Below are 15,771 nucleotides of genomic sequence, written 5' to 3' on the forward strand. Positions count from 1 at the left end.
CGTTCGTTGCCTACACTGCCTTTACCGGCGCGCCGCCGCACCGCAACCCGCCCGGCGCGCGACACACCAGATCACGAGACAAGGCACGCCATGGATGCGCTCTACACCGAAGATCAACGCATGATTCGCGACAGCGTGCGCGATTTTTCCACCGAAGTGCTGGCCCCGAACGCGGCGCAATGGGATCGCGACGGCGCACTGCCCGATCGCGTGATCGCGCAGATGGGCGAACTGGGCTTGCTCGGCATGGTGGTGCCAGCCGAATGGGATGGCGCCTACACCGATTACACGGCCTACGCGCTGGCCGTCGAGGAAATCGCGGCCGGCTGCGCGTCGTGCGCCACGCTGATGAGCGTGCAGAACTCGGTCTGCTGCGGCCCGATCCTCGGTTACGGCACCGACGAACAGCGCGAGCGCTGGCTGCGCCCGCTCGCGTCGGGCCGCATGATCGGCTCGTTCTGCCTGACCGAGCCGCAGGCCGGCTCCGAGGCCAACAACCTGCGCACGCGCGCCGTGCTGAAGGACGGCCAATGGGTGCTCGACGGCAACAAGCAATTCATCTCGAACGCGTCGCGCGCCGGCGTGGCGATCGTTTTTGCCATGACCGATCCCGACCTGGGCAAGCGCGGCCTGTCGGCGTTCCTCGTGCCGACCGACACGCCCGGCTTCCAGGTCGGCAAGCCCGAGAAGAAGCTCGGCATTCGCGCGTCGGACACCTGCCCGGTCACGCTGACGCATTGCGCGATTCCCGAAGCGAACCTGCTCGGCGCGCGCGGCGAGGGGCTGAAAATCGCGCTGGCGAACCTCGAAGGCGGCCGCATTGGCATCGCGGCGCAGGCGGTGGGCATCGCGCGGGCCGCGTTCGACAAGGCGCGCCGCTATGCGTCGGAACGCATCCAGTTCGGCAAGCCGATTGCCGCGCATCAGGCGATCGCCGAGAAGCTCGCGAACATGGTCACGCAACTGAACGCGGCACGGCTGCTCGTGCATCATGCGGCGCGGCTGCGCACCGAGGGCCTGCCGTGCCTGTCGGAAGCTTCGCAGGCCAAACTGTTCGCCTCCGAGATGGCCGAGGCGGTATGCTCGGACGCGATCCAGATTCACGGCGGCTACGGCTACCTGGCCGACTACGACGTGGAGCGCCACTATCGCGACGCGCGCATCACGCAGATCTACGAAGGCACCAGCGAAGTGCAGCGCATGGTGATCGCGCGGCAGCTCTAGCATCGCGTGCCGGCAGGCGGTACGCATGAATCACGAAGATGCACGACGACGCACGATAACGTGCGCGAGACCGAAGGAGACGACACGATGACGGCACAGGCATTCCTCGACGCCCGCGATTTCCTGCTGAGGCACCGCACCGATTACGACACGGCGTATCGCGAGTTTCGCTGGCCGAGCGTCGAGTCGTTCAACTGGGCGCTCGATTATTTCGACCCGATGGCGCGCGGCAATGCGCGGCCGGCGCTGTGGATCGTCGATGCGGCGACGGGCGCGGGCGAGCCGGTGTCGTTCGCGCGGATGTCGGAACAATCGTCAAGGATTGCGAATCACCTGCGCGAGATCGGCGTGGGGCGCGGCGATCGCATCCTGCTGATGCTGCCGAACCGCGTCGAGTTGTGGGAAACCATGCTGGCGGCGATGAAGCTCGGAGCGGTGGTGCTGCCGGCCACCACGCAACTGTCCGCCGACGATATCCGCGACCGCGTGTCGATCGGCGGTGCGCGCTACGCCGTGATCGATGCCGACGAAGCGGCCAAGTTCGACGAGGCCGGCGTGAACCTGACGCGGATCGTGGTAGGCGGCAAGCGCGACGGCTGGCTGTGCTACGACGACGGCTACGCCGCATCGGCCGAGTTCATGCCCGACGCGCCCACCCACGCCGACGACACGCTGCTGCTGTATTTCACGTCGGGCACCACCTCGAAGCCGAAGCTCGTCGAGCACACGCATCGCACCTACCCGATCGGAAGCCTCTCGACGATGTACTGGATCGGCCTGCAACCGGGCGACATCCACTGGAACATCAGCTCGCCGGGCTGGGCCAAGCACGCGTGGAGCTGCCTGTTCGCGCCGTGGAATGCGCAGGCCTGCGTGTTCGCGTTCAACTACACGCGCTTCGATCCGAAGCAGGCGCTCGACACGCTGGTGCGCTACGACATCACCACGCTGTGCGCGCCGCCGACCGTCTGGCGCATGCTCGTGCAGCAGCCGCTGGCCGATTACGCGGTGAAGCTGCGCGAGATCATCGGCGCGGGCGAGCCGCTCAATCCCGAGATCATCGAGCGCGTGCGCCGCGCCTGGGGCATCACGATCCGCGATGGCTACGGCCAGACCGAAACCACCTGCGTGATCGGCAATTCGCCGGGCCAGCCGGTGGTGGCCGGCTCGATGGGGCGGCCGATGCCCGGCTATCGCGTGACGCTGCTCGACCCCGACGGCGCACCGGTCGAGGAGGGCGAGGTGGCGCTGCCGCTCGACGGCGAGCGGCCCGGCGGCCTGATGCGCGGCTACGCGAACCATGCCGAAGCGACCGCGCAGGCGATGCGCGACGGCTTTTACCGCACCTCCGACATCGCGCTGCGCCGCAGCGACGGCTACTACCTCTACATCGGCCGCGCCGACGACGTGTTCAAGTCGTCCGACTATCGCCTGAGCCCGTTCGAACTGGAAAGCGTGCTGATCGAGCATCCCGCGATCGGCGAGGCGGCCGTGGTGCCGAGCCCCGATCCGCTGCGGCTGTCGGTGCCGAAAACTTTCATCACGCTGCGCGCCGGCTACGAGCCGGGCGAGGCGCTGGCGCGCGAGATCTTCCGCTTCTCGCGCGAGAAGCTGGCGCCGTACAAGCGCATCCGCCGCCTGCAGTTCGCCGAGTTGCCGAAGACGATCTCCGGCAAGATCCGCCGCGTGGAGTTGCGACGGCGCGAGATCGAGCGCGATGCCGATCCGGCGGCGCGCATGCCCGACGAATACTGGGAAGAGGATTTCCCGGCCTGAAGGCGGCCGAACATGCAGCCGGAAACATAGGATGACGTAGCAACCGGGAGACGCATCATGAAGATCGGATTTGTCGGCCTCGGCCACATGGGCGCGCCGATGGCGCTGAATCTCGTCAAGGCGGGCCACGATGTGCAGGCGTTCGACCTCAATGCCGACGCGCTGCGGCTGGTGGCCGACGGCGGCGCGGCGCTGGCTGCGTCGGCCCGCGACGCGGCTGTCGATGCCGCCTGCGTGATCACGATGCTGCCCGCCGCTGCGCACGTGCGCGCCGCGTTGACGGCCGACGACGGCGTGCTGGCCGGGCTCGCGCCCGGCGCCACGGTGATCGATTCGAGCACCATCGATCCGGCCAGCGCGCAGGCGTTCGGCGCGCTGGTCGAGGCGCGCGGCGGGCATTTCGTCGATGCGCCGGTGTCGGGCGGCACCGGCGGCGCGGCGGCCGGCACGCTGACGTTCATGGTGGGCGGCAGCGCCGAGGCATTCGCGCACGTCTCGCCGATCCTGAGCGGGATGGGCCGCAACCTCGTGCATTGCGGGCCGGTGGGCATGGGGCAGGTGGCGAAGATCTGCAACAACCTCGTGCTCGGCATCTCGATGGCCGGCGTGGCCGAGGCGATGGCGCTGGGCGCGGCGCTCGGCATCGATCCGAAGGTGCTCGGCGGTATCCTCGGCACCTCCACCGGCCGCTGCTGGAGCGCCGACACCTACAACCCCTACCCGGGCGTGATCGAGACGGCGCCGGCCTCGCGCGGCTATACCGGCGGCTTCGGTACCGACCTGATGCTGAAGGATCTCGGCCTCGCCGGCGATGCGGCGCGACAAGTGCGCCAGCCCGTCTATCTCGGCGCGCTCGCGCAGCAGCTTTACCAGACCCTGAGCAGCCGCGGTGACGGCCGGCTCGATTTCTCGGCGGTGATCCGCCTCTACCAGATGCCGGAAAAACAGGAATCCCGATGATTGCATTGAACGACACCGACGGCCGCACGGCCGCCGCCACCGCCGCCGCGCCCGAAGTGACGATGCGCGTGATCAACCGCGTCGCCGTGGTCACGCTCGACCGGCCGGCCGCGCTCAATGCGCTGTCGCACGCGATGGTGCGCGAGCTGGCCGTGCTGATCGAACGCTGCCGCCGCGACGACGCGATCGTCGCCGTGGTGCTGCGCGGCGCGGGCGGCAAGGGCTTTTGCGCGGGCGGCGACGTGCGCGCGCTCTATCGCGAGGCCCAGGCCGGCTCGCGCGACTGGATCGGCTTTTTCGTCGACGAATACCGGCTCGATTACGCGCTGCACACGTTCCCCAAGCCGCTGGTGGCGCTGATGGACGGCATCACCATGGGCGGCGGCATGGGGCTCGCGCAGGGCGCGGCGTTGCGCGTCACCACCGAGCGCAGCAAGATCGCGATGCCCGAGACGCGCATCGGCTTCGTGCCCGATGTGGGCGCGACGCATTTCCTGTCGGCGCTGCCGGTGGAACTGGCGCTCTACATCGGGTTGACCGGCGTGACGCTGTCGGGCGCCGATGCGCTGGCCGCGCGGCTGGCCGACGTATGCGTGCCGGGCGCGTGGCTCGATACGTTCGAGCAGCGGCTCGAACGCGCCGATTTCACCGGGGCCGATCTGCCCGGCGCGTTGCGCGCGGTGTTCGAGCCGCCGGCCAACGTCGTGCCGCACGCCGCGCTCGAAGGCCAGTTGCCGTGGATCGTGCGGCACTTCGATCGCCGCTCGAGCGTCGAGCGGATCGTCGCGACGCTGCGCCAGGAACTCGACCGCGACGAAACCGGCCGCGAATACCGCCAATGGCTGCTGGCCACGCTCGATGCGTTGCTCGGACATTCGCCCACCATGCTGGCGGTGACGCGCGACGCGCTGCTGCGCGGGCGGCAGATGACGCTGGCCGAAGCGTTCCGCATGGAGCTGGAGATCGGCGTGCGCGCGATCGAGGAAGGCGATTTCATCGAGGGCGTGCGCGCGCATCTGGTCGACAAGGATCGCCGGCCGCGCTGGTCGCCGGCCTCGCTGGCCGAGGTGAGCGGCGAGCGCGTGCGGCATTTCCTGTCGTCGCCGTGGACGCCCGATACCCACCCGCTCGCCGATCTGGGGCGCGACTGAGGCCTATGCCGCCGAGGCGGAATCGATAGTCGAATTGATTGGTTGGCCGCATCGAACCGCAAACCTAGCATGAGTCGAACGCCCGGCCGGAGCTTGCTCCGGCCGTTCCGTCCTTTCATGCGAGGAATCCGTCGATGAGTCACGATCCGATCAGCCAGCCGCCCGAAGCGCTGAAATTCGCCTACTGGGTGCCCAATGTCAGCGGCGGCCTGGTGGTCAGCAAGATCGAGCAGCGCACCAGTTGGGACGCCGATTACAACCGCAAGCTTGCGCAACTCGCCGAGCGTCACGGCTTCGATTACGCGCTGTCGCAAATCCGCTTCACGGCCGGTTACGGCGCCGAATACCAGCACGAATCGGTGGCGATCAGCCACGCGCTGCTGGCGGCCACCGAGCGGCTCAAGGTGATCGCGGCGATCCTGCCGGGGCCGTGGCACCCGGCCGTGGTCGCCAAGCAACTGGCGACCATCGATCAACTGACGGGCGGGCGCGTGGCCATCAATGTGGTCAGCGGCTGGTTCAAGGGCGAATTCACGGCGCTCGGCGAGCCGTGGCTCGAACACGACGAACGCTACCGCCGCTCCGAGGAATTCATTCGCGCCGTGCGCGGCGTGTGGACCGAGGACAACTTCACGTTCAAGGGCGATTTCTACCGCTTCAACGACTACACGCTGAAGCCCAAGCCGCTTCAACAACCGCACCCGGAAATCTTCCAGGGCGGCAATTCGGCGGCCGCGCGCAAGATGGCGGCGGCCGTGTCCGACTGGTATTTCATGAACGGCAACACGCTCGACGGCCACCGCGCGCAGATCGACGAGATCAGCGCCGCCGCCGCGCAGCAGGGGCGGCGCGTGCGCTTCGGCGTCAATGCGTTCGTGATCGCGCGCGATACCGAGGAAGAAGCGCGCGCCGTGCTCGACGAGATCGTGCGCCATGCCGACGTGGACGCCGTGAACGCGTTCGGCCACGCGGTCAAGCAGGCCGGCAAGGCCGCGCCCGACGGGCAGGGCATGTGGGCCAACTCGACGTTCGCGGATCTCGTGCAGTACAACGACGGCTTCCGCACCAACCTGATCGGCACGCCGCAGCAGATCGCCGAGCGGATCGTCGCGTTGAAGGCGATCGGCGTCGATCTCGTGCTGGCCGGCTTCCTGCATTACCACGAGGAGGTGGTGTATTTCGGCGAGCGCGTGCTGCCGCTGGTGCGCGAACTCGAGCGCCAACGCGAGGCGCAACCGGCGTGACGTGATGCCGCGAGCCGGGCATGCGATCGCAGTTTTGCCCGGCTGTTTCGACAGGTTTTCAAGCCTCGACTGCAATCGCAGTTTTGCGCCGCCATTCGTTGCTGCGCCTCGCTTTGCGCGAATTTTCCCGCCGTTGTCGCGACCGATGCGAAGGCATCCGAAAAGTATTTTGGCGAGCAACAGCGGCGTCATCGAAAATCCAGTACAGTCGCAACTCTGAGAATTTCCGGCAGCGTTCGCCAGGCCAAAAACATGGCCGGTTTCGCGCGCTGCACGGCGATGATCGCCGGCTGCTTTGAGAGGAGCAGCCCGGGCATGCCACCTCGGCGTCGGCCGCGACACCGGTGCGGCATGCAAAGCGTCCGGCGCGAGCGGGGCGCGGCAGGGGATCGAACGGGGCAATACCGGCGCCGCATGCGGCCCAAGCCGGATAAACAGAACATTCCGAGGAAAACCAATTGGTCGAGCTATTTGGCAAGCTAGGGAGAATCATCTCCAGCACCGGCACCGAGCGCTTCGCGTCGAACCTGCACGCGCTGCTCGCCGGTTCCGTCGAGCTGGCCTCGACCAAGATCACCGCCTGGTCGGTCAACGAGAGCCGCGGCGAAATCGTCGACGTGCATCTGCTGGGCGCCTTCGCCTCGCACGATCAGGACATCCGCCCGGTCATGCCGAAGGCCGATCCCGCGCACGATCCGCTGTCGCGCAAGGTGCTCGATGCCTCGGACACCCAACTGATCCACCTGAATCCCCCGCAGTTGCGTGACGACACGCGTGAGGCATTGCCATCGTGCCGTCATGAGCGTGGGTTCCAATGTCACCTGGTCTCGCGCAAGGCGAACCGGCGCTTCGTGATCTCGCTGTACCGTCCCTATCAGGCCTACGATTTCACGTTGCAGGAAATGTCGTTTTTGAAGAGCTGCGCCGAAATGCTGTTGCCGCTCGTCGAAATCCACGCGTCCCACCGGCGTTTTGCCGCGGGTGCCCGGCCGGAGCCGGCCGATGGCCATGCCGCCGACCCGAACCGCCAGGCGCTGTTGCGCAGCGAGTTCGAGCGCCGCTTGTCCAGTGTTGCCGTGGTGTTGTCCGATCGCGAGATCGAGGTGTGCGTCGGCCTGTTGAGCGGCAGCACGTTTCGCGAGATGGCCGAGAAGCTCGGCGTCAAGCCCAGCACCATCGAAACCTATATCAAGCGTTCAGCCGCCAAGCTGGGCTTCAAGGGACGTCACGGGCTCGTCAAGTGGGTGCTCGACGGGGCGTGAAGCCGCCACATTTTTGCACCGAAACCGTTGTACCCGGCGTTGCGCCGCGACCTCAGCCGACAGCAGGCCGGTGTGCGCCGTCTGGATCGATACCGAGAGAGAAGGGCCATGTTGAAGAATTTTCCCGAAATCACGATGCGCGATGCGCGCGATATCGTGTCGAGGCTGTGGTACCGCGCCGATGGGTCGCGCGCGTTCGGCAGCTGCTCGGTCGCGCCGGCCGTGATCGTCACGACCGCACGCGACTGGTTTGCGATGAACGACTCGGCGGCAGCGGCCGCCATGGCGGCTTCCCGCTGAACCCTTGCACGGCGGCGGCGCGGTGTTGAGGCATCGCCGCCGCGCGCCGCGCATCCGTTAGGACTGCCACGACGCCGCGCGGCGGCCGTCCTTGCCGTAACGCTCCCGCGCCGCGCGTACCACCGCGCGATCGACCGAACCCTGGCCGGCCAGCGCATGCAGCGCCGCCACCACGATCGAAGCGCGGTCGACCTCGAAGAACTCGCGCAGCGCCTGCCGCGTGTCGCTGCGGCCGAAGCCGTCGGTGCCGAGCGTCACGTAGTGCGCCGGCACGAACGCGCGGATCAATTCCGGCAACGCCCTTGCGTAGTCGCTGGTTGCGATCACAGGGCCTTGCGCGCCGCGCAGTGCCGAACCGACCGCCGTTTCCAGGCCCGCTTCTTCCTCCGCTTCGCCCCCAGATTCCCCCAGCCGTTCCGCCCGTTCGGCCGCGATCGCCTCGCGATGCAACTCGGTGTAGCTCGTCACGCTCCACACCTGCGCCGCTACGCCCCAATCGGTTTCGAGCATCGCGGCCGCCGCGAGCACCTCGGTCATGATCGCGCCCGAGCCGAGCAACTGCACGCGCGCCGAAGCGTGCCGCTCCGGCTGCAACGAATACAGGCCGCGCAGGATGCCCTCGCGCACCGCGTCGCCGGCCGGCATCGAAGGCTGCGCGTAATTTTCGTTGGTGACCGTCAGGTAATAGAACACGTCGCGTTGCTGCTCGCCCATCTCGCGCATGCCGTGCTCGATCAGCAGCGCGGCTTCGTAGGCGAAGGCCGGGTCCCAGGCGCGGCAGTTCGGAATCGCCGACGCGGCCAGGTGGCTCGTGCCGTCCTGGTGCTGAAGGCCTTCGCCGCCGAGCGTGGTCTTGCCCGAGGTCGCGCCGATCAGGAAGCCGCGGGCGCGCTGGTCGGCGGCGGCCCAGATCAGATCGCCGATGCGCTGGAAGCCGAACATCGAGTAGTAGATATAGAACGGCAGCATCGGCAGGTCGTGCACGCTGTAGGCCGTGGCCGCCGCGATCCACGACGAGATCGCGCCCGCTTCCGAGATGCCTTCCTCCAGGATCTGCCCGTTGGTGGATTCGCGGTAATAGAGCATCGAGCCGAGATCCTCGGGCTGATAGCGCTGGCCGTGCGGCGAGTAGATGCCGACCTGGCGGAACAGGTTGGCCATGCCGAACGTGCGGGCTTCGTCGGCCACCACCGGCACGATCCGTTCGCCGATCGACGGCGCCTTCAGCAGGCCGCCGAGCATGCGCACCACGGCGGTGGTGGTGGACATCGTCTTGCCGTCCGCGTCGAGCGCGAACTGCCCCCATGCCGACAGCGGCGGCACCGCCAGCGGCGTGCCGGCCTCGCGGCGGCGGCGCGGCAGGTAGCCGCCGAGCGCCTGGCGGCGCGCGTGCAGGTAGCGCATCTCGGGGCTGTCGGCGGCGGGCCGGTAGAACTTCACGTCGGCCACGTCGTCGTCCGACAGCGGCAGCGCGAAGCGGTCGCGGAACGCCTTCAGATCGTCGAGGTCGAGCTTCTTCTGCTGATGGGTGGTCATGCGGCCCTGGCCGATCGCGCCCATCCCGAAGCCCTTCATCGTCTTGGCCAGGATCACCGTGGGCTGGCCGCGATGCGCGCGCGCCTTCGCGTAGGCCGCGTGCAGCTTGCGCACGTCGTGGCCGCCGCGGCGCAGGCGGTCGATGTCGTCGTTGCTCAGGTGCGCGGCCAGCGCGGCGAGCTGCGGGTTCTGCTGGAAGAAGTGCTCGCGGTTGTAGGCGCCGTCGTTGGCCGAGAAGGTCTGGAACTGGCCGTCCACCGTGTTGGCGAACGCGCGCAGCAGCGCGCCGTCGCGGTCGCGCGCGAACAGCGGGTCCCAATCCGATCCCCACAGCACCTTGATGACGTTCCAGCCTGCGCCGGCGAACAGCGTTTCGAGCTCGTCGATGACGCGGCCGTTGCCGCGCACCGGGCCATCGAGCCGTTGCAGATTGCAATTGATGACGAACACGAGGTTGTCCAGTTGCTCGCGTGCGGCCAGCGACAGCGCGCCGATCGATTCCGGCTCGTCCATCTCGCCATCGCCGAAGAAGCCCCACACCGTGCGGCCTTCGGTGCCGAGCAGTTGGCGATGTTGGAGGTAGCGCATGAAGCGCGCCTGGTAGATCGCGTTGATCGGCCCGATCCCCATCGAGCCGGTGGGGAATTGCCAGAAATCGGGCATCAGCCACGGGTGCGGGTACGAGCACAAACCGGGGCCGGCGATTTCGCGGCGGTAATGGTCGAGCTGCGCTTCGCCGAGGAAGCCTTCGAGAAACGCGCGCGCATACACGCCCGGCGCCGAGTGCGGTTGGAAATAGACGAGATCGGCGTCGCGTTCGGGGCTGGCCGCGTGGAAGAAATGGTTGAAACCCACTTCGAACAGGTCCGCCGCCGATGCGTAGCTGGCGATATGGCCGCCCAGCTCGCCATAGGCGCGGTTCGCGCGCACCACCATCGCCAGCGCATTCCAGCGCAGCGCGGCGGCCAGTTTCGCCTCGATTTCGAGGTCGCCCGGGTAAGGCGGCTGGGCCTCGACGGGGATGGTGTTGGCGTACGGCGTGGCGCGCACGCGGCCGGTGGCCAGCCCTTGCGCCGAGGCTTGCGCGGCGAGCCGGTCGAGCAGGTAATGCGCGCGCTCGGGGCCGGCATGTTCGACCACGCCGTCGAGCGCGGCGAGCCATTCGCCGGTTTCGACCGGGTCGTCGTCGATCGGATGGGCGGGGAGGGCGAGAATCGACGGCACGCCGTTCGACAGGTCGGTCATGGTGATGCTCCGGCAAGGGGAGGCTGCATGTGGGGCCGCGGCGCGGTGAACGCGGCGATCCGACAAGCGTACTGAGCCGATCGCGGAATGTGTGTCTGTATTGGCTTGCGTTTTGGCTCGCGTGCAGTATAAATATTCCGGAATTTCGCTCATTCCAGGAATTGTTACATTCATGCCCAATGATTCGATCCGGCTCGATCGCACCGATATCGCGATCCTGAACCAGCTTCAGCAGAACGCGCGCATCACCAATGCCGAACTGGCGCGCGCCGTGAACCTGTCGCCCACGCCGTGCTTCAACCGGGTGAAGGCGCTCGAAAAGCTCGGTTTGTTCAAGCAGCAGGTGACGCTGCTCGATCCCGAGCCGCTCGGCCTCAAGCTCAACGTGTTCATCCAGGTCAGCCTGGAGAAGCAGCAGGAGGACGCGCTGCGCCGCTTCGAGTTGGCGATCGACCAGCGGCCCGAGGTGATGGAGTGCTATCTGATGTCGGGCGACGCCGATTATCTGCTGCGCGTGGTGGTGCAGAGCATGCACGGGCTGGAGCGCTTCATCATCGACCGGCTGACGACGATTCCGGGCGTGTCGAATATTCGGTCGAGCTTTGCGCTGAAGCAGGTGCGGTATCGGACGGCGTTGCCGTTGCCGGCGGCGGGGTTGACGTTGAGTCGGGAGGAGGAATAAGGGGGGCTGCTCCGCTGGGAAACTAGAGTTAATTCCATTATAATGTGGATTATGCGCGGGTTTTAGTCAATAGTATTTGGAATTGTGGAGTTACGATGTACGAGAAAAATTGCTGCCAATTCCACATTTCGGGATGCTGATTGCGGAGAAGAGGTAGATGCACACTATGTTGGATTTAAGCCTTAACAAGCCTGCCGAGGTCATCAAGCGCCTCTGTGCTCGCTTGCGAACGGAGCGTTTGGCTCTGGGTATGACACAGGCCGATCTGGCCGGGCGTGCCGGCATCGGAACCAACACCGTGTCCAATCTGGAGGCCGGGCGCAATGTCGGCTTCGAGGCCGTGGTTCGAGTGGCGATGGTTCTTGGCCGAATCAAGGAGCTCGAAGGCTTGTTCCTACCCAAGCTGGACAGCATCGAGGACATTCGGCGTTACGAAAATAGCGTCAATCGCCTCCGCACGAAGAAAAAGAGGCTCGACAATGCTTGAAGAGGTCAACGTTTTCTATGAGGGCTGGGGTGAGCGATGGCATTGGGGTACGCTGGCCTCCACGACTGCGCTGACCGGTCGCCCGCTGATCGTGTTCGAGTACAGCAGTGAAGCCAGGCGGAGAGGCCTTGAATTGTCCTCGTACACGTTGCCTCTGGCGGGGCCTCAGTTGCGGCGAGATTTCCCGAGCCACCAGATGCAATTGCCAGGGCCTGTTTATGACGCCTTGCCGGACGGGTGGGGCATGTTGCTGATGGATCGCATGTTCAGGAGCCGTGGGCTCACCGCAGCGCGGATTGGCGCCCTCGAAAGGTTGGGCTACATCGGCCGCAACGCGATGGGGGCCATGACGTTCGAGCCCGTGGCCCCCGGAGGAGGAGAACCGGACGTCCATATCCCGTTGGAACAGCTGGCTGCCGAAGTGCAGGATGTACTCCATGGAAAGGGGGGGGAGTTCCTGCAGACGTTGCTATTGGTGGGCGGCTCGCCTCAAGGTGCAAGGCCTAAAGCCCTGGTTTACCGCGATCCCCAATCCGGCGGGTTGACCACTGCCGTCACGCCGGGCTTCGAAGCCTGGCTGGTCAAGTTCCCCGCTAAAGACGAACACCCCGAGGTATGCGCCATCGAGATGGTCTATGCGGAATGCCTGCGCAAATGTGGCATCGAGACTCCGGACACGCAGTACTTCAGTTTGCCGAACGGGCTGGCGGCATTTGCCAGCAAGCGTTTTGATCGCCACGACGGACTACGGGTGCCCATGCAAAGCCTGGCCGCTTTTACGGGCGCCGATTATCGGACGCCGGGGTCGTTGGAGTACGTCGGCTTCTTGCGGGCGACACAGATGTGCACGAATGATGTGCGAGAGATGGGAAGAGCCTTCGAGCGTGCCGTCTTCAACGTTGCATTCAACAATCGAGACGATCACCCCAAGAATTTCGCGTACACCATGGCGCCAGAGGGGCAATGGCGATTGGCGCCGGCATACGACGTGACCTTCTGCGAGGGGCCGGGTGGATACCATCAGATGGACGTGATGGGCGAGGCATTGGAGATTTCCCGCGCGCACATGCTTCGACTGGCTGAAGAAGCCGAAGTCCCCCAAGAAGTTGGCGCTACGATAATCGACCGCATTTGTGATGTGGCCAGCCAGTTCACCGACATCGCCGAGAGCATGTCCCGGTTCGTTATGACTCGAGATACCTTGCGCACGATCCAGCGCCGTATTGACGAGAACGTGGCGCGACTGCGATGAGGTCGCCGGGGCCGCAGTCTTCGCTGAGAAGGTACTGGCGGGCGAACGGTCCAGTTGTCATTTTCTCCAGAGCAGCAGCCCGCGACCCGATGCTTGCGCACGCAATCATCGCCTGAACGCCGGATTCATCCAGCATGCAGCAGCGATCGGTAAAGTGGCGGAATCTCGGCACCCGTTTCCCACTCAAGCGCCTCGATTCCCACGGGCCTCCAGCCGTCAAGGCACCAGCCACAGCGCCACCGCATACACCACCAGCGACACCGCGAACGTCACCGCCGTATACCCCATCACGCGCTGAATCCGGATGCCCGCGATCGCGACGATCGGCACCGCCCAGAACGGCTGCAGCATGTTCGACACGTTCTCGGCCATCGCCACGCCCATCGCGGTGCGCGGCACGGACGCGTGCAGGCTCAGCGCGGCCGGCAGCACGAACGGCCCCTGCACGGCCCAGTGGCCGCCGGCGCTCGGCACCAGCAGCGTGATGATCAGCGAGCTGAGGTAGCTCCACAGCGGCAGCGTCATCGGCGTGGCGATCGTCACGAACGCCTTGGCGATCATCGAGGCCAGCCCGGTGCCCTTCATCATGCCCATGATCCCGCCGTACACCGGGTATTGCAGCAGCATCGAGCCGGTCTGGCGCGCGGCGCGGCGGATCGCGTTGGCGTAGGCGATCGGCGTGCGCTGCAGCGCGAGGCCGATCATCAGGAAGATCAGGATGGTGGTGTTGATGTCGAGATCGAAGCGGTGCTCACGCCATTCCATCACCAGAAAGCCCACGCCGAACAGCAACAGCAGCGCGGTGCCGAGCATCGACTGTTCGAGCCGCGTGGCGAACGACGGCGTGCCGCCGCCGGCGCGCGCATGCGGATCGTCGCTGGCGTTGCCGCCGGCTTCGCTTTCCGCGGCCTCGCCGAACGGCACCACGTCTTCCTCGCGCGGATGCATGCGGATGAAGATCGCCGTCATCACCACCACCACCAGCACGGTCGGCACGAACACGAACGGCGCGAACACGGTGCTGGCGAGCGGCACGACCTGGCCGGTGGCCTTCTCGACGAGGTTCAGCGCGTTGCCGTGCGAAGCCTGCGACAGCGCGATCGAGCTGGACAGCCCGCTGTTGCAGATCGACCAGGCCGAATAGCTGCCGGCCACCAGCCACGCGAAATCGACACGCACGCGCCGCGCGATCTCGCGCGACAGCATCGCGCCGACGATCAGCCCGAGCCCCCAGTTCAGCCAGGCCGCCACGGCCACCACCGGAAACACCAGCAGCGCGGCGCGGGCCGGCGTCTGGGCGTGCGCGGCCATCGCGCGCAGGCCGCGCTGCACCACGGGCGCTTCGGCGATCGCATAGCCGGTGGCGAGGATCAGGATCATCTGCAACGCGAAGCCGAGAATGCCGAACGTGCCTTCATACCAGGAGCCGAGCACGGTCGGCACGTCGCCCTTGGGCGCGATGACGAACGCGAGCACGGCGACCAACGCGGTCAGGCAGATCGAGAGCACGAACGGGTCGGGCATGACGCGTTCGAACACGTAGACGAGGGCGGATACCACGCCGCGCGATTCTCGAGCGGGCGGGTGGGCGAGGGTACGGTCTCTTTGCATGCTGTCAGTCGGTTGCGCAGCAGGGGTGTCTGCTGGCTGGCCGGGGCGCCAGGATCGGCATGCGGATGCGCCCGCCCGCGCGCACGGCAAGCCGGTGCGGCGCAAGCGGGACAGGGTGCGGTGCTCCTCCAGGTGCTCAAGGCGAGTGCCTCGGCGCAGCGGGTTGATGTCGCGTCGGCCACGTCGCGCGTTCGGTGTGCTCGCGCGCGTCGGCCGGCCAGCCTGTTCTTGTTATGAGTTCGATATTCGAACACTGTTTCGATAATCGAACGCGGCCATGATCGCCGTGTGCGAAACCGGTGTCAAGGCGCGGCAGAGGACGATAGGGGTATTTCGCCCGAGTTCAATGCGCGATGAATGCGAATTGAAAGGCGATCGGCGAAAACTGAAATGAATCGGTAAGACAGGGTGGCGCGGGAAGGCGGGCCGGGCAGCGAGGCGCCCGGCCCGCAGGGGCGATCAGTACTGTTTATACGGCAGGAATTTGCCCGACAGCACGACGTTGACGCGGTCGCCCTTCGGGTCCTTCTCGCGCTGGATATCCATCGAGAAATCGATCGCGCTCATGATGCCGTCGCCGAATTCCTCGTGGATCAGCTCCTTGATGGTGGTGCCGTACACGTTGACGATCTCGTACCAGCGGTAGATCAGCGGATCGGTCGGCACGGCGGACGGCAGCGAGCCCTTGTACGGCACGATCTGCAGCCACGCCACGGCCTCGTCGGGCAGCTCGAACAGCTTGCCGAGCGCCTCGGCCTGCGGCTTGTCGAACGTCATCTGGCCGAGACAGCCGGCCGTGGTGAACTCCTTCGACAGGCCGGTGGCCTCGGCGGCCTGCGTCCACTTGATGCCCTTGCGCACCTTGGCGGACAGAATCATCCTGGTCACTTCTTCGCGGCTCGAAATCATCGCTGCTGGCTCCGTTGGGACAACTGAACAGGGAACGCCACGCCGCCACGCGAGCATGGCGCGCGGCGGCGAAGCGGAATGTGGCGTGCGGGACGACGGCGCGCTGCATCGGCGCGCCGCGGCGAATCATCG

The 15,771-nt window shown here is 66.4% G+C and carries 13 protein-coding genes; 10 read left to right on the forward strand and 3 right to left on the reverse strand.

From position 1 onward, the window contains the following. Positions 1-90 precede the first annotated feature (90 nt). The 7 genes from ACYP33_RS28525 to ACYP33_RS28555 all read left to right on the forward strand — a co-directional run bounded on the left by ACYP33_RS28525 (position 91) and on the right by ACYP33_RS28555 (position 7,917). Positions 91-1,224 carry an acyl-CoA dehydrogenase family protein gene (locus tag ACYP33_RS28525; protein ID WP_414448120.1) on the forward strand — a complete coding sequence of 378 codons (1,134 nt, stop codon included), beginning with the start codon at positions 91-93 and terminating at the stop codon, positions 1,222-1,224. An 87-nt stretch (positions 1,225-1,311) separates the two neighbouring features. Continuing rightward, entirely contained in the window at positions 1,312-3,000 is a 1,689-nt protein-coding gene (locus tag ACYP33_RS28530; protein WP_459624750.1) for an AMP-binding protein, read from the forward strand. Positions 3,001-3,057: 57 nt separating this feature from the next. Then, complete coding sequence (mmsB, locus tag ACYP33_RS28535) at positions 3,058-3,960, forward strand: 3-hydroxyisobutyrate dehydrogenase (RefSeq protein ID WP_459624751.1); 903 nt, start codon at positions 3,058-3,060, stop codon at positions 3,958-3,960. After that, positions 3,957-5,111 (forward strand): enoyl-CoA hydratase/isomerase family protein, encoded by a 1,155-nt coding sequence (locus ACYP33_RS28540; RefSeq protein WP_459624752.1) that lies wholly within the window; start codon positions 3,957-3,959, stop codon positions 5,109-5,111. The genes mmsB and ACYP33_RS28540 overlap by 4 nt, the downstream gene beginning before the upstream one ends. 134 nt (positions 5,112-5,245) lie before the next feature. Then, entirely contained in the window at positions 5,246-6,355 is a 1,110-nt protein-coding gene (sfnG, locus tag ACYP33_RS28545; RefSeq protein WP_459624753.1) for a dimethylsulfone monooxygenase SfnG, read from the forward strand. Positions 6,356-6,813: 458 nt separating this feature from the next. Continuing rightward, entirely contained in the window at positions 6,814-7,617 is an 804-nt protein-coding gene (locus ACYP33_RS28550) for a helix-turn-helix transcriptional regulator (RefSeq protein WP_414441340.1), read from the forward strand. Positions 7,618-7,644: 27 nt separating this feature from the next. Continuing rightward, the gene (locus ACYP33_RS28555) at positions 7,645-7,917 is read left to right on the forward strand and encodes a hypothetical protein (protein ID WP_459624754.1); all 273 of its coding nucleotides are present in this window, start codon (positions 7,645-7,647) and stop codon (positions 7,915-7,917) included. Between the two features lie 57 nt (positions 7,918-7,974). Here the strand turns inward: ACYP33_RS28555 and mdeB are convergent, their stop codons facing one another. Further along, complete coding sequence (gene mdeB, locus ACYP33_RS28560; RefSeq protein WP_459624755.1) at positions 7,975-10,698, reverse strand: alpha-ketoglutarate dehydrogenase; 2,724 nt, start codon at positions 10,696-10,698, stop codon at positions 7,975-7,977. A gap of 172 nt (positions 10,699-10,870) precedes the next feature. Between mdeB and ACYP33_RS28565 the strand changes: the two genes are divergently transcribed. The 3 genes from ACYP33_RS28565 (at position 10,871) to ACYP33_RS28575 (ending at position 13,119) form a co-directional block, all read left to right on the forward strand. Further along, positions 10,871-11,380, forward strand: a complete 510-nt coding sequence (locus tag ACYP33_RS28565; RefSeq protein WP_414441343.1) for an Lrp/AsnC family transcriptional regulator — start codon at positions 10,871-10,873, stop codon at positions 11,378-11,380. Between the two features lie 166 nt (positions 11,381-11,546). Beyond that, complete coding sequence (locus ACYP33_RS28570; protein WP_459624818.1) at positions 11,547-11,867, forward strand: helix-turn-helix domain-containing protein; 321 nt, start codon at positions 11,547-11,549, stop codon at positions 11,865-11,867. Then, entirely contained in the window at positions 11,860-13,119 is a 1,260-nt protein-coding gene (locus ACYP33_RS28575) for a type II toxin-antitoxin system HipA family toxin (RefSeq protein WP_459624756.1), read from the forward strand. The genes ACYP33_RS28570 and ACYP33_RS28575 overlap by 8 nt, the downstream gene beginning before the upstream one ends. Before the next feature lie 216 nt (positions 13,120-13,335). On the opposite strand, the gene ACYP33_RS28580 is transcribed toward ACYP33_RS28575, so the two are convergent. Next, on the reverse strand, positions 13,336-14,730 hold the full coding sequence (locus ACYP33_RS28580) for a TIGR00366 family protein (RefSeq protein ID WP_459624757.1): 1,395 nt from the start codon (positions 14,728-14,730) through the stop codon (positions 13,336-13,338). Positions 14,731-15,189: 459 nt separating this feature from the next. Continuing rightward, positions 15,190-15,639 (reverse strand): cyanase, encoded by a 450-nt coding sequence (gene cynS / locus ACYP33_RS28585; protein ID WP_414441346.1) that lies wholly within the window; start codon positions 15,637-15,639, stop codon positions 15,190-15,192. Between the last annotated feature and the right edge of the window lie 132 nt (positions 15,640-15,771).

This window comes from Burkholderia sp. 3C, from assembly GCF_054589155.1.

Bases quoted from the DNA above. Each gene is read 5' to 3' on its own strand.
- ACYP33_RS28525 (WP_414448120.1), top strand. From the start codon at position 91: ATGGATGCGCTCTACACCGAAGATCAACGCATGATTCGCGACAGCGTG.
- ACYP33_RS28530 (WP_459624750.1), top strand. From the start codon at position 1,312: ATGACGGCACAGGCATTCCTCGACGCCCGCGATTTCCTGCTGAGGCAC.
- mmsB (WP_459624751.1), top strand. From the start codon at position 3,058: ATGAAGATCGGATTTGTCGGCCTCGGCCACATGGGCGCGCCGATGGCG.
- ACYP33_RS28540 (WP_459624752.1), top strand. From the start codon at position 3,957: ATGATTGCATTGAACGACACCGACGGCCGCACGGCCGCCGCCACCGCC.
- sfnG (WP_459624753.1), top strand. From the start codon at position 5,246: ATGAGTCACGATCCGATCAGCCAGCCGCCCGAAGCGCTGAAATTCGCC.
- mdeB (WP_459624755.1), bottom strand. From the start codon at position 10,698: ATGACCGACCTGTCGAACGGCGTGCCGTCGATTCTCGCCCTCCCCGCC.
- ACYP33_RS28565 (WP_414441343.1), top strand. From the start codon at position 10,871: ATGCCCAATGATTCGATCCGGCTCGATCGCACCGATATCGCGATCCTG.
- ACYP33_RS28570 (WP_459624818.1), top strand. From the start codon at position 11,547: ATGTTGGATTTAAGCCTTAACAAGCCTGCCGAGGTCATCAAGCGCCTC.
- ACYP33_RS28575 (WP_459624756.1), top strand. From the start codon at position 11,860: ATGCTTGAAGAGGTCAACGTTTTCTATGAGGGCTGGGGTGAGCGATGG.
- ACYP33_RS28580 (WP_459624757.1), bottom strand. From the start codon at position 14,730: ATGCAAAGAGACCGTACCCTCGCCCACCCGCCCGCTCGAGAATCGCGC.
- cynS (WP_414441346.1), bottom strand. From the start codon at position 15,639: ATGATTTCGAGCCGCGAAGAAGTGACCAGGATGATTCTGTCCGCCAAG.